This is a genomic window from Cognatundibacterium rivi (genome assembly GCF_018139565.1).
GTDB lineage: Bacteria > Pseudomonadota > Gammaproteobacteria > Burkholderiales > Burkholderiaceae_D > Undibacterium > Undibacterium rivi.
The window spans coordinates 462,909-484,317 of the sequence record NZ_JAGSPK010000002.1; the positions used below are offsets into that span (position 1 = coordinate 462,909).

Annotated in this window: 17 protein-coding genes; 5 read left to right on the plus strand and 12 right to left on the minus strand. The window is 49.7% G+C overall.

Annotated features, from left to right (window positions below):
- Window positions 1-2: 2 nt before the first annotated feature.
- The 5 genes from KDM87_RS06385 to KDM87_RS06405 all read right to left on the minus strand — a co-directional run bounded on the left by KDM87_RS06385 (window position 3) and on the right by KDM87_RS06405 (window position 6,070).
- Window positions 3-1,889, minus strand: coding sequence for an MFS transporter (locus KDM87_RS06385; RefSeq protein ID WP_212678295.1), 1,887 nt, complete (start codon window positions 1,887-1,889; stop codon window positions 3-5).
- A gap of 175 nt (window positions 1,890-2,064) precedes the next feature.
- Window positions 2,065-2,799 carry a polysaccharide deacetylase family protein gene (locus tag KDM87_RS06390; RefSeq protein WP_212678296.1) on the minus strand — a complete coding sequence of 245 codons (735 nt, stop codon included), beginning with the start codon at window positions 2,797-2,799 and terminating at the stop codon, window positions 2,065-2,067.
- The gene (locus KDM87_RS06395) at window positions 2,796-4,115 is read right to left on the minus strand and encodes an MATH domain-containing protein (RefSeq protein WP_212678297.1); all 1,320 of its coding nucleotides are present in this window, start codon (window positions 4,113-4,115) and stop codon (window positions 2,796-2,798) included. The genes KDM87_RS06390 and KDM87_RS06395 overlap by 4 nt, the downstream gene beginning before the upstream one ends.
- A gap of 13 nt (window positions 4,116-4,128) precedes the next feature.
- Window positions 4,129-4,821 carry a lipoprotein-releasing ABC transporter ATP-binding protein LolD gene (gene lolD / locus KDM87_RS06400; RefSeq protein WP_212678298.1) on the minus strand — a complete coding sequence of 231 codons (693 nt, stop codon included), beginning with the start codon at window positions 4,819-4,821 and terminating at the stop codon, window positions 4,129-4,131.
- Window positions 4,814-6,070, minus strand: a complete 1,257-nt coding sequence (locus KDM87_RS06405) for a lipoprotein-releasing ABC transporter permease subunit (protein WP_212678299.1) — start codon at window positions 6,068-6,070, stop codon at window positions 4,814-4,816. Before KDM87_RS06405 ends, lolD begins: the two co-directional genes overlap by 8 nt.
- Window positions 6,071-6,128: 58 nt before the next feature.
- Here KDM87_RS06405 and KDM87_RS06410 point away from each other — a divergent pair, with 58 nt between their 5' ends.
- Window positions 6,129-7,130: a hypothetical protein gene (locus KDM87_RS06410; protein ID WP_212678300.1), complete on the plus strand. Its 1,002-nt coding sequence runs from the start codon at window positions 6,129-6,131 to the stop codon at window positions 7,128-7,130.
- Window positions 7,127-8,818, plus strand: coding sequence for a single-stranded-DNA-specific exonuclease RecJ (gene recJ / locus KDM87_RS06415; protein WP_212678301.1), 1,692 nt, complete (start codon window positions 7,127-7,129; stop codon window positions 8,816-8,818). The genes KDM87_RS06410 and recJ overlap by 4 nt, the downstream gene beginning before the upstream one ends.
- Here the strand turns inward: recJ and KDM87_RS06420 are convergent.
- Window positions 8,788-9,474, minus strand: a complete 687-nt coding sequence (locus KDM87_RS06420) for an alpha/beta hydrolase (protein ID WP_212678302.1) — start codon at window positions 9,472-9,474, stop codon at window positions 8,788-8,790. The two genes, recJ and KDM87_RS06420, sit on opposite strands and share 31 nt — an antisense overlap.
- Before the next feature lie 184 nt (window positions 9,475-9,658).
- Between KDM87_RS06420 and KDM87_RS06425 the strand changes: the two genes are divergently transcribed.
- Window positions 9,659-11,698, plus strand: a complete 2,040-nt coding sequence (locus KDM87_RS06425) for a M61 family metallopeptidase (protein WP_212678303.1) — start codon at window positions 9,659-9,661, stop codon at window positions 11,696-11,698.
- 121 nt (window positions 11,699-11,819) lie between these two features.
- Window positions 11,820-13,892, plus strand: coding sequence for a M13 family metallopeptidase (locus KDM87_RS06430; protein WP_408058698.1), 2,073 nt, complete (start codon window positions 11,820-11,822; stop codon window positions 13,890-13,892).
- Between the two features lie 343 nt (window positions 13,893-14,235).
- On the opposite strand, the gene KDM87_RS06435 is transcribed toward KDM87_RS06430, so the two are convergent.
- The 4 genes from KDM87_RS06435 to KDM87_RS06450 all read right to left on the minus strand — a co-directional run bounded on the left by KDM87_RS06435 (window position 14,236) and on the right by KDM87_RS06450 (window position 17,689).
- Complete coding sequence (locus KDM87_RS06435; RefSeq protein ID WP_212678304.1) at window positions 14,236-14,871, minus strand: hypothetical protein; 636 nt, start codon at window positions 14,869-14,871, stop codon at window positions 14,236-14,238.
- Window positions 14,872-14,959: 88 nt separating this feature from the next.
- Window positions 14,960-15,373 carry a hypothetical protein gene (locus tag KDM87_RS06440; RefSeq protein ID WP_212678305.1) on the minus strand — a complete coding sequence of 138 codons (414 nt, stop codon included), beginning with the start codon at window positions 15,371-15,373 and terminating at the stop codon, window positions 14,960-14,962.
- 45 nt (window positions 15,374-15,418) lie between these two features.
- A complete protein-coding gene (locus KDM87_RS06445) occupies window positions 15,419-17,440 on the minus strand; it encodes an ATP-dependent DNA helicase (protein WP_212678306.1) in 2,022 nt (673 codons plus the stop codon).
- A 48-nt stretch (window positions 17,441-17,488) separates the two neighbouring features.
- Window positions 17,489-17,689: a YdcH family protein gene (locus KDM87_RS06450; protein ID WP_186883437.1), complete on the minus strand. Its 201-nt coding sequence runs from the start codon at window positions 17,687-17,689 to the stop codon at window positions 17,489-17,491.
- A gap of 82 nt (window positions 17,690-17,771) precedes the next feature.
- Here KDM87_RS06450 and KDM87_RS06455 point away from each other — a divergent pair, with 82 nt between their 5' ends.
- Window positions 17,772-18,572 carry a PP2C family protein-serine/threonine phosphatase gene (locus KDM87_RS06455; RefSeq protein ID WP_212678307.1) on the plus strand — a complete coding sequence of 267 codons (801 nt, stop codon included), beginning with the start codon at window positions 17,772-17,774 and terminating at the stop codon, window positions 18,570-18,572.
- Between the two features lie 74 nt (window positions 18,573-18,646).
- Here the strand turns inward: KDM87_RS06455 and KDM87_RS06460 are convergent, their stop codons facing one another.
- Both KDM87_RS06460 and KDM87_RS06465 read right to left on the minus strand, forming a co-directional pair.
- Window positions 18,647-19,294 (minus strand): glutathione S-transferase family protein, encoded by a 648-nt coding sequence (locus tag KDM87_RS06460; RefSeq protein ID WP_212678308.1) that lies wholly within the window; start codon window positions 19,292-19,294, stop codon window positions 18,647-18,649.
- A gap of 86 nt (window positions 19,295-19,380) precedes the next feature.
- Complete coding sequence (locus KDM87_RS06465; protein WP_212678309.1) at window positions 19,381-21,240, minus strand: type IV pilus assembly protein FimV; 1,860 nt, start codon at window positions 21,238-21,240, stop codon at window positions 19,381-19,383.
- Window positions 21,241-21,409 lie beyond the last annotated feature (169 nt).

Here is a 21,409-nt window from a genome sequence, read left to right on the forward strand (position 1 = left end):
GTTTATCTCCAGTCGCCACGCAATTGTTCTACTTTTGCTTGCAGTACTAACGGTGTTACTTCTGACGCCGCCATTTCTTCACCAACTACTAATTCCAGTTTTGAAAAAGGCCCGCGCCGGAATGCACGCTCAAACGGATTGCCTTTGTCGCGCGTGAAAAAACTTCCCCATAATCCGCGTAGCGCCATCGGATAAACTGGTACTGGCGAGCGCTCCAGAATTTTCATAATCCCACCTTTGAACTCATTCATATCGCCGGTATGCGTCAACTTACCCTCAGGGAAAATACAAACTAATTCCCCTTCATGCAGCGCCTGAGCGATATCAATATAGGATTTTTCCATCAGCCACGGATCTTCTTTGGCCGGTGCAATCGGAATCGCTTTCGCCGTACGGAATATCCATGACAAAAACGGAATTTTAAAAATTCTGTGATCCATCACAAAACGAATCGGACGCGGACTGGATGCTCCGATCACAATCGCATCCATATAGGACACGTGATTACAGACCAGCACCGCGCCGCCTTCCAACGGAATACGGTCAGTATTCACAGTTTTGACTCTATGCACAGTCTGAATCAGCAGCCATGCCACAAAACGCATCAGGAATTCAGGCACCAGACTGAATATGTAAATCGCGACAATCGCATTCAGAATCGCGGTCGCCATGAAAATCTGTGGAATCGTAAAACCATTCTTCAGCATCAGCATGGCGGACAATGACGCAACGACCATGAACAGCGCATTCAGAATGTTCATGCCGGCAATAGTCCGCGACAGATGTTTCGGGTCGCAACGTGTCTGAATTAAGGCGAATAAGGGGACGATATAAAAGCCGCCAAAGATACCGATCATGACGATGTCGAACAAGATGCGCAAGCTGCCGGTCTGATCTATAAACTGCAAGAAATCAACGCCGGAAGTATTGATATAGGCAACGCTGGATAAATACAAATCAAAGCCAAACACCGATAAACCGATAGAGCCAAACGGCACCAGACCAATTTCCACTTTATGACCGGACAGTTTTTCGCACAGCAAGGAACCAGCGCCTATCCCAAACGAAAAAAATGTGAGTAACAACACGAAAACACTATGGTCACCATGCAGATAATTTTTGGCATACGAAGGAAATTGCGCCAGCAATATCGCGCCGTAAAACCAGAACCAAGAATTGCCCAGTAAGGAAAGAAACACAGGCCGGTTCTGTTTGCTGAAACTGATATTGCGCACCGTTTCCGTGGCAGCATTCCAGTTAATCTTCAATTCCGGTTCCGGTGCAGGTGAATACGGAATTCTGCGACTCGTCAGATAACCAATCACCGCAACAATCACCGCGCCAGCCGCAACCAGTTCTACGCCCCATGGTTTGTGGGTAACCAGCATTGCCCCCAGAATCTCTCCCAGCAAAATGCCTACAAACGTTCCCATTTCTATCAAGCCATTACCACCGACCAACTCGTCGGTTTGCAAATGCTGCGGCAAATACGCGTATTTCACGGGGCCAAACAAGGTTGAATGTATGCCCATGCCAGCCACTGCAGCGATCAGCACCCACAGGTTATGGCTCATCCAGCCAAATGCTGCAACCAGCATAATGATAATTTCCAGCAGCTTGATTTTTCGTGCCATGCCGCCTTTTTCAAACTTGTCGGCAAACTGCCCTGATGTCGCAGAAAACAGAACAAACGGCAAAATGAATAAGCCGGGGATGAGATTATTCAGCAAATCAACATCCATGTTCGCCCAATTCAACGCGTCGTAAGTCAAGATAGTCAACAGCGCTATTTTGAAAAAATTATCGTTAAATGCCCCAAAGAATTGCGTCCAAAAAAATGGGGCAAAACGTCGTTGGGTAAGCAGCGCGAACTGACTGTGTTTGCTCATAAAGTTGCTCGTTAAAAAAGGCGGAAAGGAAGTGTGAGATTGTAACTGACAAGATTGCAAAATAAGTAAGCATCTGTAAATTCAGCAACAATGAATAAGCGTGACCGGTTGATCTGTGACTGGGCTCAGAGACAACGCGGCGGCATGGTATGCAGTCGGGACGCCGCAATGGGATTCAGGATTGAAAAAAAGCGATCGCTTTCTCAACGGTCAGAATGCGGCAAGAGGATTGCGTTGCGATCTGCAATGCCATTTCCAGTTGTTCGGGGGTTGTGCCCCAAGGACCAGGCTCACTCCTGACCTCATGAGAATAAAAAATCAGCCAGCCACCTTCATTTGCAGTTTGCTGAATCAGTTGCAATACCGTATCAGCATCTGTCTTATCCGCATACAAGGCTTGTGCGCGCAAGGCTGATAAATCCGCTTTTCCTATGTGCGTGCCGCCACCGGTGATGCGGTTATACAAGAATCGTTCCGAAGCGGCTATTTTGCTTGGCAAATCGTAAGCGCCAAACGGGTAAGCAAAGCCCCTGTTCGGCAAATGGTGTTCTTCAAAAAATGCCTGATTACGCTGCCAGTCTTGTCGTAGCGCAGACAGAGGATGATTGGCACAATTCATGTGCGAATAAGTATGGCAGCCAATTTCATGACCATCTGCAACCAGCTTCTGCAAATCTTTGACGCTGTGGCAGGTCTGCCCTTGCTCTGTACCGTCTGTTAATTTGCCGCAAACATAAAAACTGCCACGTGCCTGATAACGCTCCAGAATTTCTGCGCCGGCATGACAAGCGCTGGCAGGCACATCGTCAAATGAAAAACTGACGACGCCTTGTTGCTTGCGCAAATCGATCCACCGCCCTGCGAGATGGCGTGCGGCAAAACGGCTGGCTTTTTTGTACAAGGTCATCATTCGCGTATCGGTTCTGTAGCGCTCAAAGATTGTTGATAACGCTGCAAACCCAATCGTGCAGCGCTGCCGGGAAGATTTTCAAATGTATATTCTAAGCCAAGACGAACCACCCCTTGCCTTAGTTTGACGTCATCGGCAGCCCTATCGGTTTTTTCGTAAAAGCTATCGAATAACAGCCGGAAACCGCGTTCAAACTGGTAACTCGCGCCAACACCGATGCGTTGCAATTTCTCTTTGCGGGAAGAATTATTGTCGGGTCTGATTAATCTGGGAATGAGTTCCTGATCACTATTCTGCAGCAAGGCTGAAAAATTAACGTTCGTTTTATCCGACCATTTCCACAACGCGTCAACGCGTGCGCCTTTACTGACCACATACAGAATGGATGGATCAACGATCGTAAATGGTCTGTCGAATAGCTGCAAATCCAGCCTTAACATTGTTGAGTAATGATAAGTGCCGCGCCAGATCGCGTTGAATAAACGGGTATCACGCTCATTCAGAACATCATAGCGACGGCGTATCAGTCCCAGATGGGCGCTGGTGATGGTCTTGATGCTGTAGCGCCACTCACCGTCCAGATACAGCTCCGTCTCTTTGTATTTTTTATCCAGATCCCGCACTTGCGGTGGCGTTCTATCGGGAAAACTGGTCTCAGATAAACGTGTTCCTGCCTCGATACTGGAACCCGTTGGCGACATATAACGCAGTCCAAGTTGCCGGCCGCGTTCATCAAAGTTATATAACTGGTTCAGATCGAGATCGTAGTTCAGCGCATTTCGAAACAGACTTGCACTAAGCATCCAGTCGTCATCTGGTTTTAGTCTGACGTCAGCACCGGCGCGGCGCGTATGCGCGATATCCCGCTCCGTCAGGCTGCCATTAATGTATTCAAACAAGCGTTTATCTTTGCCGGCATATACCCTGCCGCTGAGGGATTTACCCGCCTGCCAATCGAAAGCGGCGTCCGCCGCGCCTGGTTGATGGTCAAGCTGACGGTATTCCTTGTAATGGCGATTGCCGAGAGAGCCGCTGAGAGTCAGGCGCGTCTGATCAGACAACAAAGGGATGATAGCTCCGGCGCGGATATCGCTTGCATTCACAGTCTCGGTCAGACGTTGTATCTGCTCCTGCTTTGGCCCGCCTCTGCCTTGGTCGTCATAAAAGCGGAAGGGATTCGTATCCCGGGAGAGCGAAGTTTCTAATTGCAGTACCAGTTCCGTAGTCGCGAACGCAGGCCATGAACTCAGCACCAACAGACAAGCCACACCCGTTTTTTTGTACTTGCTATTGAACTGCATCGCCGTCCGCTTCATAGACTCAGCAACCTTATTGCTGCTGCAGGCCCTGTTCCGATAAACGGAACACGCGATCACAACGTCCGGCAAGCCCGGCATCATGGGTCACGATCACAAAAGCGGTGCCTAATGTTTTGGATAATTCCAGCATCAGTGCAAAAACCTGTTGCGCGGTACCACTGTCGAGATTACCCGTAGGTTCGTCGGCCAACACACAGGCTGGCTGCGTCACCAGCGCACGTGCCAGTGCAACCCGTTGTCGCTCGCCACCAGACAACTCACCAGGAACATGCGTGACTCTGTGCTCCAATCCTACTTTGCTGAGTATCGCCAGCGCCTGCTGACGCGCCTCCGCACGCGGCATACGGCGGATCAGCAAAGGCATGGCGACGTTATCAAGTGCAGAAAATTCCGGCAGTAAATGATGAAACTGATACACAAAGCCCAAAGAACGATTACGCATCACGCCACGCACAGACTCGCTCAAGTTGGCGAGATCCTCACCCAGAAGACAAACCTGACCTATCGTCGGCGTATCGAGGCCGCCTAACAGATGCAACAACGTCGATTTACCTGAGCCAGAAGCACCGATAATCGCCACCCGTTCACCGGCATTGACGGTCAAATCAATTCCCTGCAATACCTTGACCGCTTCCGCGCCTTCATTGAAGGTTTTGCCGAGCTGGGTACAACTTAAAATTGCTTTCTCTGTGAAATTACTCATAACGCAAGGCCTCCGCCGGTTTAACGCAGGCTGCTCGCCAGCTGGGATAAATAGTTGCGGCAAATGCCAATACAACCGCCATGCTGCTGATTTGCCAGACGTCCGCCCAACGCAGATCCGATGGTAAGGCACTGATGAAATACAAATCTTTCGGCAGGAAATTGACGCCTAACAGATGTTCGATCACAGGCACAATCACATCAATGTTCAAGGCCACCAGAACGCCGAGCGCGACACCTAAACCGGTACCGATCAGACCAACGAGTCCGCCTTGTATCATAAATATTTTCATAATCGACCCAGGTGACGCCCCCAGAGTCCGCAGAATCGCAATATCCGCCTGTTTATCGGTGACAGTCATCACCAGCGTGGACACCAGATTAAACGCGGCAACCGCCACAATCAGCGCCAGGATAATGAACATCATCGTTTTTTCTGTTTTGACGGCAGAAAAATAGTTACGGTTTTGTTGCGACCAGTCGCGTATCAGTAAATCGCCGGTCAAGGTTTGCGACAATTCCAACGCGACCTGAGGCGCTTTTAACATATCCTTGATACGCAGACGCAAACCAGAAGGTGCAGGCAGGCGGAAAAATTTTTGCGCATCTTCGATCTGCATAAATCCCATGCCTGAATCGAATTCATAATGTCCGGCATCAAAAATACCGACCACGTTAAATGCTTTCAGACGCGGCACCATTCCTGCTGGCGTCATCTGCCCTTCGGGTGCTGCCAGTGTCACCTTGTCGCCGACCCGGACATGCAGGCTGCTCGCTAAAGCAGTACCCAGAATAATATTGAACTCTCCCGGCCTCAGGTCTTCCCACCGTCCGACTTTGATTTTTGTCGCCACTTCCGACACTTTAGGTTCCTGATCAGGCAACACGCCACGCAAAATCACACCGCGCATCACATCATCGCGGATAATCATCGCCTGACCATCGACATACGGCGCACTGGCAACCACAGAAGAATTCTTCTGTGCCTGAAGTGCAGTATTTTTCCAGTCCGGCATCGAACCGGCGGCATCAAATACTTCAATATGCGACAGCACCGATAACATACGATCGCGGACTTCTTTCTGAAATCCATTCATCACCGACAGCACAATAATCAGCGCGGCGACACCGAGTGCGATGCCGAACATAGAAATCATGGAAATGAAGGAAATAAAGCTGTTACGACCACTGCGACGTCCGGCACGCGTGTAACGCAGCCCCACCAGCCATTCAAAAGAGAGATTTTTCACTGCAAATGTCGTTTCAAGAAATTAAGGCAGACAGAAGTTTGCCATACAATAGCGCTCTATGAAAAATTTAGAACTGATATTGCCGTTCAGCATTCCCCCGTCCGGACTGGAAAATGACCTGCTTAAAGCGATGCAGACGCCTGCATTGGCAACTTTAATTGCATTTGCAAAGCGCATGCCAATCACGGCCATTGATCCATTTTCCAAAGCACTGATCCATGAATATTTGCTGGCAGACGAACTGCAGGGCGCACACGACTGCGACCCGCCAGTCACGTTAAACCGTATGCAGGACATGGGTTTGCAACTAACTGAGGGACGTTGGTTCACGCTGCAACCGGTGCATATTCATATCGCCCGCGATCATTTAGTGCTGACCGACCAACGACGACTCGACATTTCCGAACCAGAGTCACGCGTCTTGTTTGACATTGCAAAAACAGCGGCCGACGAAGCAGGTATGACTCTGCAGTATGGCGATGCATCTACCTGGTTTCTGCGCGCGGATGGCTGGGCTGGCTTAAAAACAGCCAGTGCCGACGCGGCCTGCGGCCACAATGTCGATATCTGGATGCCGGATGGTGAACACGCCAGAGCGTGGCGCAAACTGCAAAATGAAATTCAGATGCTGTGGTTCACCCACACTCTGAACGATGAGCGTGAAGCGCTGGGTAAAAAAGTCATCAACTCAGTCTGGCTATCTGGTGGTGCCGGCACATTGATGAGGCAAAACAAACCGACACATACAGCACATTCATTTGGTGACTTACTTACTGGTTCAGATGCAAGCTCCACAGACGTCGTATGCGTCTTACTTGAACAGTTAACCGAATCCGCGATTAACAGCGATTGGGGACAATGGCTGTCGCAGATACAGACACTGGAAAACGAATGGTTTGCGCCTGTACTCGCTGCATTAAAAAACCGCCAGCTCGACAGCGTCACGCTGTTTTGCTCTGATGCACATCGGCTAGCCAGCTTCAGGTTGACGCCGTGGTCGCTGCGTCAATTCTGGATCAAACCCAGCCTGCAAGCACTTTTCACATTGAAACCAGCATGACACGCATTACCACCCGCCCCTATTCCCTGCGCGAATCGGAAATGCTGCGACAAAGCGGCATGCATCCCGTACTGGCGCGTCTTTATGCGGCGCGTGGCGTGCACAGCGCAACGGAGCTGAGTACAGAATTAAGTGCCATGTTGCCGCCGTCAGGCTTATTGCAGATAGAAAAAGCAGCGGTCTTTCTGGCAGACGCGATCGCTGCACGTAAGAAGCTGGTAATCGTTGCCGACTATGACTGCGATGGCGCGACGGCCTGCGCGGTCGCCATTCGCGGCTTACGTATGCTGGACGCGAATGTTGATTACATCGTGCCGAATCGTTTTGAATACGGCTATGGCCTGACACCCGAAATCGTCGCGCTGACCATACGCGAAAAATCACCGGATATCATTGTCACCGTTGACAATGGCATTGCCAGTGTTGACGGCGTTGCCGCAGCGCAGGCGCAGGGTATCGCCGTCCTTGTGACCGATCATCATTTACCCGGTGAGCAGTTGCCCGATGCCGAAGTGATCGTCAATCCGAATCAACCCGATTGCTCTTTCAGCAGTAAGCATCTGGCGGGTGTCGGCGTGATGTTTTATGTGTTACTCGCACTGCGGGCAGAATTACGCAAACGCGGCGTATTTGACCAGCAACACCAGCCCAAGCTTGATACCTTGCTTGATCTGGTTGCGCTGGGCACGGTTGCCGACGTAGTGCAACTTGATGCGAATAATCGTATTCTCGTTGCGCAAGGCCTTAAACGCATGCGAGCAGGACGTGTTTGCGCGGGCATAGCAGCTTTATTCCGGGTCGCAGGTCGCGAACCGCGCAACGCCAGCCCTTTTGATCTGGGCTTTGCGCTTGGCCCGCGCTTAAATGCCGCAGGCCGTCTTGCCGATATGTCGCTGGGCATAGAATGCCTGACCACCGATGATGAAGGCCGCGCCTGGCAAATTGCGCAAGAACTCAATAGCATCAATGCCGAACGCAAAGACATAGAGCGCGACATGCAAGACGTCGCGATGCTGCATCTCGATCAGTTTGAGCCAGCAACCAGCCATACGATTACCGTTTTTGACGAAAGCTGGCATCAGGGCGTGATCGGCATTGTCGCCTCGCGACTCAAAGATAAGTTTTATCGGCCGACGATTACTTTCGCGCCCGGTGACGATGGCCTGATCAAAGGTTCGGGCCGCTCCATTCCAGGCTTTCACTTGCGTGACGCGCTTGATCTTGTTTCAAAACATTCCCCGACCTTGATACAAAAATTTGGCGGACACGCAATGGCAGCGGGATTGACCTTACGACACGACGATTTACCGGCATTCCAGCAAGCGTTTGAAGCCGTAGGAAAAAGCTGGTTGCAACATCATCAACTGGAACGCATCATAGAAACCGATGGCGCACTCGAAGAAGCCTATTTCAGCACCGACTTTATCGCCTTAATGGACAGTCAGGTCTGGGGTCAGGGTTTTCCGCCACCGGTGTTTTGCGATGACTTTAAACTGATCTCGCAACGTATTCTGAAAGAGCGTCATTTAAAACTGGTGCTGGAAAAAAATGGTGTTCGTTATGACGCGATCTGGTTTGGTCATACCGACAATCTGAGCGAACATGTGCATGTCGCATTCCGCCTGGATGCCAATGAATACAACGGCGTCACCAGAGTTCAGTTACTGATCGAGCATATTGAGTGCTGACTTAGCAAAAACTGCACGACGGCATCCGCTGCCAGCGCCAAGTTTTCTGCTGATGCATGTGGAAGTAACTGCATATCCGGCGTATGAATTTGCAGCAGATGATCACCGCGCAGCAGCCTCAAAGTGAGGTTTGCTGCCGCCTGATCCATAATACGGTGCAGACTCGCAACCGTGCAATGAGGATCATTGTCGCCGCAGACGATCTGCAAAGGGCGGGTTTCTGCGAGCAGACCTGGATAATGTGTCGCACTGACATCGCACAGCTTCCCATCCTGCATTTCATCGAATAAAGGCGTTATCAGCACGCCGCTTTTCAATTCTGCGTCGTCGCGCAATGCCTGCCAGGCAATAATGCTGCCAAATGATTTTCCGACGACATGCACTTGCGCTGGCAATACGCGTGATTCTGCCCGTAACTGCCCTATTACTTCTTTTAGCTGTTGCAACTCATCCTGTAATGCGGATGATGGCTGGCCGGCGAGCGGATCGCTTTCGTAGAAACGCCAGTTAAAACGACCTACCGCAAATCCTGCTGCGACCGCCTTATCCGCCAGCAAGCTGAATAACTCCCTGTGCATGGCATAACGCAATCCCGGGGCAATCACGATTGCAGGAAAAGGACCGCTACCAGCAGGAAAATCGACGACATAAGTCATGTTTCTATCGTTTTAGATTTAATTGATTTTGACTAAGTTTTGACTAATTTTCAATTAAATAGTAACTTAGTTTTGGAAACTAATTTTCATTTATGCAGTCCATGTATTGATAGGTAACCAATATTACCCAAGTCAAAAACAAAAAAGATCCTCAACGACCTGAAAGACGAAAAGAACCAATTACATGAGATTGCCCGCCAGCAAATCATTATCATCAGCGACCGCACTGCTCGCACTCATCGCTCCAATCGTCGCACCGCTATTCAGCGGTTTCGTCATAGCGAATGGCGCTCTTGCAGCGACAGAAAACGCCGCCGCTGACAAGACTCAGGTCAACACAGGGAAATCTGCCGACGATAAAGCTTATCCGGGCGTCGTGCAACTGATCGTTGATGCCAGCGATCTGGACAGGAAAATTTTTAACATCCGCGCCAGTATTCCGGTACAGGCGGGCCCGCTGACACTGTATTTCCCCGAATGGCTGCCAGGCAAACATGGCACCAACGGTGCATTGAACCAGCTCGCAGGGCTGCGTTTCAGCGGCAACCAGCAGGTGATCGCATGGAAGCGTGATCCATTGAATATGTATGCGTTTCACCTACAGATTCCTGCGGGGGTCAGTCAGCTCAATGCGGAATATCAGTTCCTGTCACCGACGGATGATAAATTCGGACGCGTTACGATGACGCCGGAAATCATCGGTGTGCAATGGAATAATATGATTTTGTATCCGGCGGGCGCAGCGTCTGACCAGATACACATTCAGCCCACCCTGATTTTGCCAACCGGATTTCAATTCGGCAGCGCACTGGAGCTTGCAGAACAACATGAGAAGCTGAGCCCAAGTCAAAATCAAAGTCAAAGTCAAAGTCAAAGTCAAAGTCAAAGTCAAAACGAGTTTCAGTTCAAGCCCGTTACGCTGGAACAATTGGTCGATTCGCCAGTCTTTGCAGGAAAGTATTTCAAACGTTTTGATCTCAATCCCGGTGCAAAAATACCGGTACACCTGAATGTGGTAGCGGATAAACCTGAATCGCTGAATGCCACGCCGGAACAAATCGCTGCGCATCAGGTGCTGGTGCAGCAAGCGACTATCCTGTTCGGCTCACAACATTATCACCATTACGATTTTTTACTGTCTCTCAGCGATGAATTTTCAGGTATCGGGCTTGAACATCACCAGTCCAGCGAAAATGGCGTGCGCCCCGGTTATTTCAGCGACTGGACAAAAAAATCCAGCGGTCGCGATTTGCTCGCGCATGAATACACGCATTCATGGAACGGAAAATTCCGCCGCCCCGCAGATCTGCTGACGCCGCACTTCAACACACCAATGCAGGATAGTCTGTTGTGGGTGTATGAGGGGCAGACTCAGTACTGGGGCTATGTGTTGGCGGCACGTTCGGGACTAATGAAGCAGGAACACATCCGCGACGTGCTGGCAAACGTGGCAGCTTATTACGATCATCAGAGCGGACGCAGCTGGCGCAATCTACAGGACACGACTAATAATCCCGTGTTTGTGAACCGTCGCGGTCAGGCCTGGAGTGATTATCAGCGGGATGAAGATTATTACCGCGAAGGCGCCTTACTCTGGCTGGAAATTGACGCACAGTTGCGCGCACTTTCGCAAGAAAAACGCTCGCTGAATGATTTTGCCAGCAAGTTTTTTGGTGTCAACGACGGCAGTACCACGCCGCTCAGCTACCAGTTGAACGATATTATCCGCACTCTCAATGACATACAGCCATTTGACTGGGGACATTTCCTGCAAGAGCGTGTCGAAGGCTTGCAAAGCAAAACCCCAACCGCGAGTCTGGAACTGGCTGGCTGGAAACTGGTCTACACCGAGAAGCCGTCTGAGTATGCAAAAGCAAGCGAAGATGCGTCACACGATAATGACTTTCTGTATTCCCTTGGATTCAGTCTGGATAAAACCGGCAAGATCAGCCGATTGCTATTCAACAGCCCAGCGGGAAAAGCGAATATTTTGAGCGGCAGCGTGATCATCGCGGTTAATGGCAAAAGCTATAAAGCAGAGGCGCTGAAATCAGCGATCACCAATGCCAAGACGCAAAAGCAAGCAATTGAGCTGATCGTCAGACATGGCGACTACTACCGGACGATCAGACTCGATTATTTTGAAGGATTAAAATACCCGGCATTAGTACGGAATAATCTTATTCCAGACCGGCTATCGAAAATACTCACGCCGTTAAAATGATCGGTAGCTTATGCGAATATCAGATGCGACCGATCACTAAAACCCCATCTGTTTATTTCTATCGCAGCCGTAAGGCGACGATATTTTTCTAGTTCCACCCACCGACAGGAGATCACCAAAAGTGAAAACTCAAGCAATTAAAACACCAACATTCAAAGCGCAAGTATTGAGCGCCATTGCATTACTGATCGCTGGGGCTGCCAGTGCATCTGCGGCAGAACCTGCCAAAGTCGCGAGCTTGCAGTCGGGTATTGACGTTCAGTACAACGACAAATCCGTCAAACCGCAGGAAGACTTTTACCGTCACGTCAATGGCACCTGGCTGAAAAATGCCCAGATCCCATCAGATCGTTCTTCTGCCGGTGCGTTCATGGATTTGCGTGAAGCAGTTGTGCCACGTCTGCATGCCATCATCGATGGTCTGGCAAAAGCCAAGAATGCCAGCGGATCAGATGCGCAAAAAATCAGCGATCTGTACGCCAGCTTCATGGATATGAAAAGCATAGAAGCCGCTGGTCTGAAGCCATTGCAGGCGGATTTTGCCAAAATCGATGCGCTGACCGATAAAAAGCAAATTCCAGCGTTGATGGCGTGGCTGAATCGCATCAGCGTAACTGCACCTTACGATATTCAGGTGCATCAGGATAATAAAGATTCGACCAAATACGTGCTCGACATCGGTCAATCCGGTCTGGCTTTGCCTGACCGTGATTACTACCTGAAAGACGACGATGCCAAACTGAAAGATACGCGCGCCAAATATCTGAAGCATATCGAAACGATGCTGACGATGTCGGGCGACAAAGAAGCCGCAAAAAATGCGGCGGCGATTCTGGCATTTGAAACAGAACTCGCGAAAGTACAATGGACCAAAGTCGATTTGCGCGACCCGATCAAGGCTTACAATAAAGTTGAGATCAGTAAAATCAATGAACTCACTGCAGGCTACGACTGGAATGCGTATCTGAAAGAACTCGGCGTCACCGGCAAAATTGATTATGTGATTGTCGGTCAGCCAAGCTATCTGGTCGGTATGAACAAGGTATTGCAGGAAACCTCGCTCGACAGCATCAAAGCCTACTTCAAATGGCATTTACTGAGCTCGGTTGCGAGCCAGTTGCCTAAGCAATACAGCGACGAGAATTTCGCATTCTTTTCAAAAACACTACGCGGCGTTCCTGAGCAGGAAATCCGCTGGAAACGCGGTGTACGTCTGGTCGATTCCGGCATGGGCGAAAGCTTAGGCAAACTGTATGTGACGAAATACTTCCCTGCTGACAGTAAAGCAAAAATGGAAAAGCTGGTCGCGAATCTGTTGTTAGCGTACAAGGAAAGTATCGATACGCTGGACTGGATGAGCCCTGAAACGAAGAAAGAAGCACAGGCAAAGCTGGCGACATTTATGCCTAAAATCGGCTATCCGAATAAGTGGAAAGATTACTCCGCGCTGCAAATCACCAAAGGCGATGCGGTCGGCAATCTGCGTGCTATCCGTAGTTTCGCTGCACAAACCGAACTCAATAAACTCGGCAAACCGATTGACCGCGACGAATGGGGCATGACACCGCAAACCGTGAATGCGTATTACAACCCAGAGATGAACGAAATCGTCTTCCCGGCTGCGATCCTGCAACCACCGTTCTTCAACCCGAAAGCAGACGATGCCGTGAATTACGGTGGTATCGGCACCGTCATCGGGCATGAAATCAGTCATGGTTTCGATGATCAGGGTGCACAATATGATGGCGCGGGTAATCTGCGTGACTGGTGGACAAAAGAAGATCACGTTAAGTTCGCTGCGAAAACAGCAGCACTGGTCAAACAGTACAATGCGTTCAGCCCGGTTCCCGGCTACAACGTCAATGGTGAACTGACGCTGGGTGAAAATATCGCGGATAATTCCGGTCTGGCGATTTCTTACAAAGCCTATCAGTTGTCGCTTGGCGGCAAACCTGCGCCAGTCATCAACGGTTTAACCGGCAACCAGCGTTTCTTCACTGGTTTTGGTCAGGTCTGGCGTGGCAAGTTGCGCGAACAGGAAGCAATTATCCGCATCAAGACTGACCCGCACTCCCCTGGCGAATTCCGCGCCAATGGCTCGCTGCGTAACATGACACCGTTCTATCAGTCGTTCGGCGTGAAAGAAGGCGACAAGATGTATCTGCCGCCAGCAGAACGCGTGACGATCTGGTAATCAGCGACCATCCCGCTGCGATACGGCAGCGGTAATTCTAAAAAAAGCCGGGTATAGCAATATGCCCGGCTTTTTTTCGTCTGAAGTACCAAGTTTGCGTACCTGCGGACATGCACTCACATGGTGTCGCGGCATCGTCGAACTCCGTTTGACAGTGCCCAGCGGGCAGATAAAGACTAAATATGAGCTAAATAATACTGGGGGGAGTATATTTTAAAGCCCTTTATTTATAAGGACATAAAGGCTAAAAACCCAGATACTCCCCTTCAAATGCATTTTTTCAGGGATATTCAGGGATATTCAGGGTGATTTCAGCTTAGATTCAGCTTGGCTTCTGCTTGATTTAGACTATCGCAGAAGCGCCCAGCAAGATAATTCCCGGAATCAGATTGCGTCCATCTGCACCAAGGTATTCGCGGGTTTCGGCAGGAAAGCTCCACGCCATCATGCCCGCATCCGATGTGCGCAAAGCGGAGATCAACTCCACGATATCATCGGCCAGTCGTTCGGCTGTCGGCGCACAGCTTGCCCGCAAGTAGACCGGTAAAAATGCGATGCCGCAGGCCGCTGAATCTAAGTCGTTACGGGTATGACTGGCATCTTTGACTGCTGACGCCAGAATTCTATTCGCCAGAAAAACAGCCTGCCGTGAACGCAGCGCCAAATATTCCTGTTTCGCCTCGATCAGCTCACCGCCCTGCGCATCTGAAATCCACAAATCACAGCGCCCTAGCCACTCCTTGGTTGCATGACCGTGCTGGCGGGATTTTCTGGCCTGATATTCTTCCAGTGCCATCCGCCCTGAACGCCAGGCTGCCTGCGCCAGTACGCCGACATTGCTGCGTTCGGTGTACCAATACGCGGCATCGTCGACTTGCTGCGCGAATTCAACGTGACAAGCACCCCACGCCTGCAATATCGGTAACCAGGTGGCAAACCTGTCGTGATCCAGAATTTCAGCCCCGACTATCGTCTTCATCGTCCCTCACCAATACCTGTTTTATCTCTCATCATGCGCTGCACAGCGAGCGCCAGTACAGGCAGCGTCATTGCGACATCTGCCCGCTTTACTGTGATTCGCTGTCCATCTGACGCCGCTTCATTTCTGCGACACGAACAATCACATACGCAATCAGTGCACAGACAAAAAAGAGCAGCAACATCCACGCAATGCCTTGCAAGGTCGCGATGATGGTGCGATAGATTTCGAGTATCCAACGCTCTGAAGTCAGTTCCAGCAGTTTGTTTTCCTTATCGAATCTCGCTGGCACGATGTATTTTTCCAGCTCGTAAATACGCACACCCGAAGAAATGCCGACCACCAGAATCGCAAACTTCATGTATTTCAGCCAGGCAGCACTGATCGCATCAGCGATGATGCGCTTTAGGATCATATCGATCGGCTGCGTGAACATACGGGAAACGAGTAAAGCAACAGCAATGGCAACCGCAAAAGTCACCAGTAACAGAGTCAGAAACATGACTTATCCTTTTTCAATTCGTTCGATGATATAGGGTGAAATGCTTTATTCCTGTGTGACTGTGGTCGTTCTGGCGACATGCAGTTTCTCAAAAAAGCTGACTACATCGGCCTCTGCGCGGGTTCGTGCAAACGAAGGCAGGCTTTGCCAGATACGTTTGCCATACGGTTTGGAAATCAGACGCGGGTCGCAAATCATCAGCACACCGCGATCAGTTTCATCCCGGATCAGACGCCCTGCTCCCTGCTTCAGATTAATAATCGCTTCGGGTAACTGGTGATGCACAAAACCGTTCAGCCCCTTCTTTTCCATCGCTGTGATACGTGCCGCCAGCACAGGATCGTCCGGCGGCGAAAATGGCAATTTATCGATAATCACCAATGACAACGCTTCACCGCGCACGTCCACGCCTTCCCAGAAACTCTGACTGCCGATCAGCACGCCATTGCCAGCGGCCCGGAAACGATCGAGTAGCTCGGTACGCCCGGCATCGCCCTGAACAAACAAGGGAAAATTCAAACCGCGTTTTTCAAATTCTTCTTTAAATCGCTCGGCACTGAATTTCACCGCTTTGAGCGTGGTGCATAACAAAAACGTGCGGCCACCCGCCGCCGCGATCACCGGCAATGCCGCTTCGACCACCGCTTCTGCGTAGTCCCGTGAATTCGGCTCAGGCATGCCATTCGGCACATATAAAAAACCTTGTTCCTGATAATTAAACGGGCTCGGCCAGGTATGTGCAGGTTCGTTCCATAAGCCCATTTGCGAGACAAAATGGCTGAAATCATTTTTCACCGCCATCGTCGCCGAGGTGAATATCCAGGCGCGCGGAACACCTTCGCGCTGCTTATTGAATATCGGTGCAATCGATAACGGGGTGCGATGCAGTTGTAGTGATACAGAAAAAGCTTCGACCCATAAAACGTAATCGCCCTCTTTTTCTTTGCCTTTCGGTTCGGCATTCCAATCGTCGATCTGATCTTTCAACATGATCGCCCGGGCACGGCATTGCTCTATCGTTTCAGCACGTTCTGCCTGTTTTTCCAGCACGGCGATCATGTCGCTCATGCTGGCTTTGAGCGTATCGAGCGCTTCAAAAAACGGGCTGGAAGGTGCAATCTGATCGATAGAAAGGCGCACGATATCCTGCGGAAATGCGAGACGTAAATCGCGGGCGGCGCGTTCAACAGGCGCTACCAGCTTCGCCCATTCGGCACCGTCGCGGGCATGTGATAAGCCTTCAGCGAGGACGTCGCGACAAAGCTCCAGCACTTGCGACGTAGAAACGGTTTCGCCAAAAAACAGCGTCGCGGTTTCAGGTAACTGATGAGCCTCATCGAAAATCACGGTATTGGCCGACGGCAGTAATTCGGCGATACCGGTGTCTTTCAGCGCAACGTCGGCGAAAAACAAATGGTGATTCACAACAACCACATCGGCCTGTTGCGCTTCCTTACGCGCTTTCATGACGAAGCAGTCCTGGTAGTACTGACATTCTGATCCCATGCAGGTATCTTTAGTCGATGTCACCAGACTCCATACGCTGGCATTTTCAGGAACGCGTGACAGTTCAGATTTATCACCGCTACTGGTGGTCTTGATGAAACGTGCGATGTCGCGCAGGTAGCCGACATCTTCACGCGAACTCAGACGACCGTTTTGCAGCGTACGTTCCAGATGATAATGGCACAGATAGTTGGCCCGGCCTTTGAGCAAAGCGACCGAAACCGGTGCCCGCAAGACCTTTTTAATCATGGGAATGTCACGTAAAAACAACTGATCTTGTAAGTTTTTTGTACCAGTTGAAACAATTACTTTCCCACCCCAAAGCAAAGCCGGCGTCAGATAGGCGTAGGTTTTACCCGTTCCCGTTCCCGCCTCAGCGAGCAAGGTCTTCTGGCCGGCGATCGCAGCCGCCACAGATTTCGCCATTTCTGTTTGTGCCTGACGCGGACGATAGCCGGCAATGCTGTTACTGAGCGGCCCTGTGGAACCGAAAATCTGCTCGACTTCGGCATCATACGATACGTTGGTATTTATCGTGCTGGTGGGAGTATTTTCAATCAAAATGCGGCAATCAGAAGCTAAAACAGTAATATTATTGGTAAAAATAACTCAGGCAGGCACATCGGGCATCATTTGCATTTTAAGCAGAGTAATATGATCTTTGAGTTGCAATTTACGTTTTTTCAGGCGACGCAATTGCAATTCGTCGTGTGCAGGATCTGTGGTCAACGTGTTAATTACCATGTCGAGATCGCGATGTTCAACCTCTAACTCAATTATTCGTTGTCGCACTTGTTCAGGATGGCTCATAGCCTTCAGCTTAAAGTAAAATAGGATGAATTCTTGGAAATCAGCACAGGCTGAATTCCGTTAGTGTAATCTACCGAGACGTATGAGCCAATATAAGATCGAAGCTGGCACCGGACAACATATCGGTGACCGCCAGGAACAACAAGACCGTGTCGGCTTATTTGCCGCCACCAACGCACCAGGCTACATGATGGCCGTGGTTGCTGACGGTATGGGCGGAAAAAGCGGCGGCGCGCTCGCAGCAGAGCAAGTCGTCCGTACGGCCAAACAATTATTTGATGACTTTTATCCAGGCAATAATGTCCATGCATTACTCGAAAACATTCTGAACGAAGCACACACCGTTATCAAATTATCTGCAGTCTCTTCAGAGAAAGAACCACACAGCACCTTTGTTGCGATGGTTATCACACCACAGCAACAAGCGATCTGGGCGCATGCTGGCGATTCACGGCTATATCGTTTCAGTGGCCCTAATTTTGTCGAAAAGACCCGTGATCATTCTTATGTGGAACAACTCGTCGAAGAAGGAAAAATTCTTCCCGAGGAAGCCAAGACGCATAAATTGTCGAACATACTGACGAATGTGCTTGGCTCTACCACCACACCGCCTTACATCACCTTTGGTCAATACGATGGTTTAAAAGCGCACGACAGCTTTTTACTCTGCTCCGATGGCCTCTGGCATTATTTCGATGATGCGGAGCTCTCTGCTGCTGTTGCCGCAAACTCACCAAGACAGGCATCTGAATTACTGATCAGAAAAGCCCGCGACCGCGGCGCACCACGCGGCGACAACTGCACATTTGCGATTGTCAAATTAGTTGTGCCGCCAGCTGAGGTCAAAAACTATACCGTACAAAAGATGCGCAGAGCGATATAAGCTTGAAATTACAAATAAAAAAGGAAGCAATCTTGCTTCCTTTTTTTTCGCCACAATCTGACCGACTTCTACTTCTATTTCTTCTTACTCGCGAATAAAGCCTGATTGACTTTACGATCAGCATTGACGGTTTGCATGTGCGGTCTTGCATTCATTCTTGCCAGATAATCTTTTACGGGTAAATCGGCCAAAAAATCACGTCCGTAAATCGCTTTCGTCGCCAGGGAAATCAATGGCAAATGGCACACTGCAACGCAATCCGCCATGGTGAATTGATCTCCTGCGATGAAATGCTCAAATTTCGCCAATTGGGAAAATGCAGAAATATGTCGTGTCAGTTGTTTCTCCACGCGAGTTTTCACTTCATCTGAGACCTGTCCGCCAAAAAATGCCTGTGGATACAATTCGCGTGCAAGCAACTCCAGATGTAGCTCCATAAACACGATCAGCTCCCTGACTTTTGCCGCTGCAAACGCATCTGTTGGCAACAAAGGCTTTTCTGGATACGCTTGCTCTAAATAATCAAGGATGACCTGAGATTCGCACAGCGCACCCTGCTCAGTTTCGATGTAAGGAACTTTGCCCAAGGGCGATTTTCGAAGCAAGTCCGGAGAACGATCAGTCCAGACAAGAACTTCCTCGAACGGGATATCTTTTTCAAGTAAAGCCAGTTTCACTTTATTGTAATAATTACTGACTGCAAAACCACAGAGCTTAATCATGTTCTGACCTCGTAACTGAGACGGACGATACGGATTAATACATTTTGATAGGGTTGCGAAGCTGAAACAGCTTCGCCAAATAGATTTTATGGATTTATTTTGAAATCGATAGTCTCAAAATTAATCACATTCATGTCAGCATCCGGTTCCGCTTTCACAGCGTCCGCATGCAACTCGACATTCGTTACTTTTTGCCAGCCTGACGTGTCTTTGTCGGGTCTCATCCGGTCTAACTCATTGGCAACGGATATCAGCAGCAAAATATCGCGATACACGGGCAACTCAAATCCCATACGCTTACCATCGCGATCATCAACCAGCAAACTCTCAAGGAAAGGCAATATGTTGCTGGTATTCCAAAGTGTACATATTTTATTCATCAGATGTTCAAAATCATCCAGATGACGAGTTGGTAAACTCAGCGGATCAACTTCAAACTCGGGGACGTTCGCATTAAAGAAAACAATAAAGCGATCGCGCAACGCGTCGTATTTTTCCTTATTTTTCGTCACCCGGTAAAGATCCAGCAAATATAACCAGGGCACCGGGGAATCAGGGCGCTCTTGCTCAGCTTGTGGCTCCAGAATTTCAATCGCACGCTCAGGATCGTTCACCGACATCCAGAACTCGGCCTCCTGTGTCACATCCGAAATTTCTTCGACTTTCAAAGAGCTGGCCCGTGAAGAGAAGAAATTAAAGGTGCTGCTATTAGTATCTTCAAGCGAAGGTGTAAAAGCGCGAGCAGTTCCTGACACAGCACCGAGCGTCGCTGCATGATCTGCCGGCTCTGTTTTGACTGATGCAGGAACCGAAGCCACTCCAGCTTGCTCAGATAAGCTTTTTAACAGAACAGAACTGTTCATCCCATTGACCGTCGTTGGCCCATAGCTCGCCTGAACATCATTCACCAGTTCTTCTATATTTCTCTTCTGTTCCTGCCCATGTTTCGGTTCGCCCTGTTCCCACCAGGTTGACGCATAGCGTTTGTGTAAGCGTCGAATATATACAAAAAGCAAACCAATAATCGTCAGTCCAGCCAGTATCAACGCGCTGAAAACGTAGAACCAAGGCTTGGTGACAGCGGCATCCTCTATTTTTTCGAGCGCCGCTTTGTCTTGCTGAATCGTGCGCTTTAACTGAATTGCTTCCTGCTGAAGAATTTGTATCTTCTTCTGATCCACAGTATTTTTTTCTGTAAAGGCAGGCGGATTTTCTCCGCGCAACATCGCGGCAAATTGTGCCTGCGCGAGACGCAGTTCCGCGATATTTGGGGCATCCGCCTTGCGCTGCTCGTCAGATACAACAGACAAGCTGTCCGCCATTTTCAGTCCGGCAGGAAGCAGTTGAACGTCAGCTTCATCAGACAGTTTTAACGCGTCCCGAGTGGGACTGGATGCCAGTACTGAACGGTCTTTCTGCACGCCCTGGGTGGTGCTCTTTTTTATTTCTGGCGCAGGATTTACTGCAAGTGAGGGGCGCTGTGATTCTTTTCTGATTCGCCTGGACTCTTTAGCCGTCGGGACGTCAGTGCTGGATGCCATGCCATCATTCTGACTCAGCAAAGGCAAATTAAGATTTCTGCCACTGGAACTAAATTCCGGCGGATCAAGCAATATCAGATAATCGCGGTGTAACTGAACTTCACAGCCGACGCTTAAGACCACCTTCAGTGCAGGCTCTAACAGATTTTTTCGTGTCGACAAACTGAGAATGCGCTTATTTCCCTGAGTGGACATTCCCAGGTTAACTACAGACAGTAAGTCGCCGTCGGTAGTCTCAATCAGCGCTTTAAAACAGTGGATATCAGCATCTTGCGCATCGGCACCAGTCACATCCAACTGCGCCTTCAGCGGCTGCCCTAAAGCCGAGTGAACCCGCAAGCCACCAACACCAAGAGCATGAGCCGACCCTGCCGAACTGGCCGCGATGACGCTGGCACATATCAAGGAAAGGGACGACCTTGGAAAGGGAGCAAAAATAATAATTTCCTCAACGAAAATGGAACAGCATTTTGACGATATGTTTAAATCACAATCTTACTGTCGTTATAACAAAACTAGTTACAACTGAAAATACTAAACAGGAAACAAACTAGCTTTAAAGCAAGTGATTTCA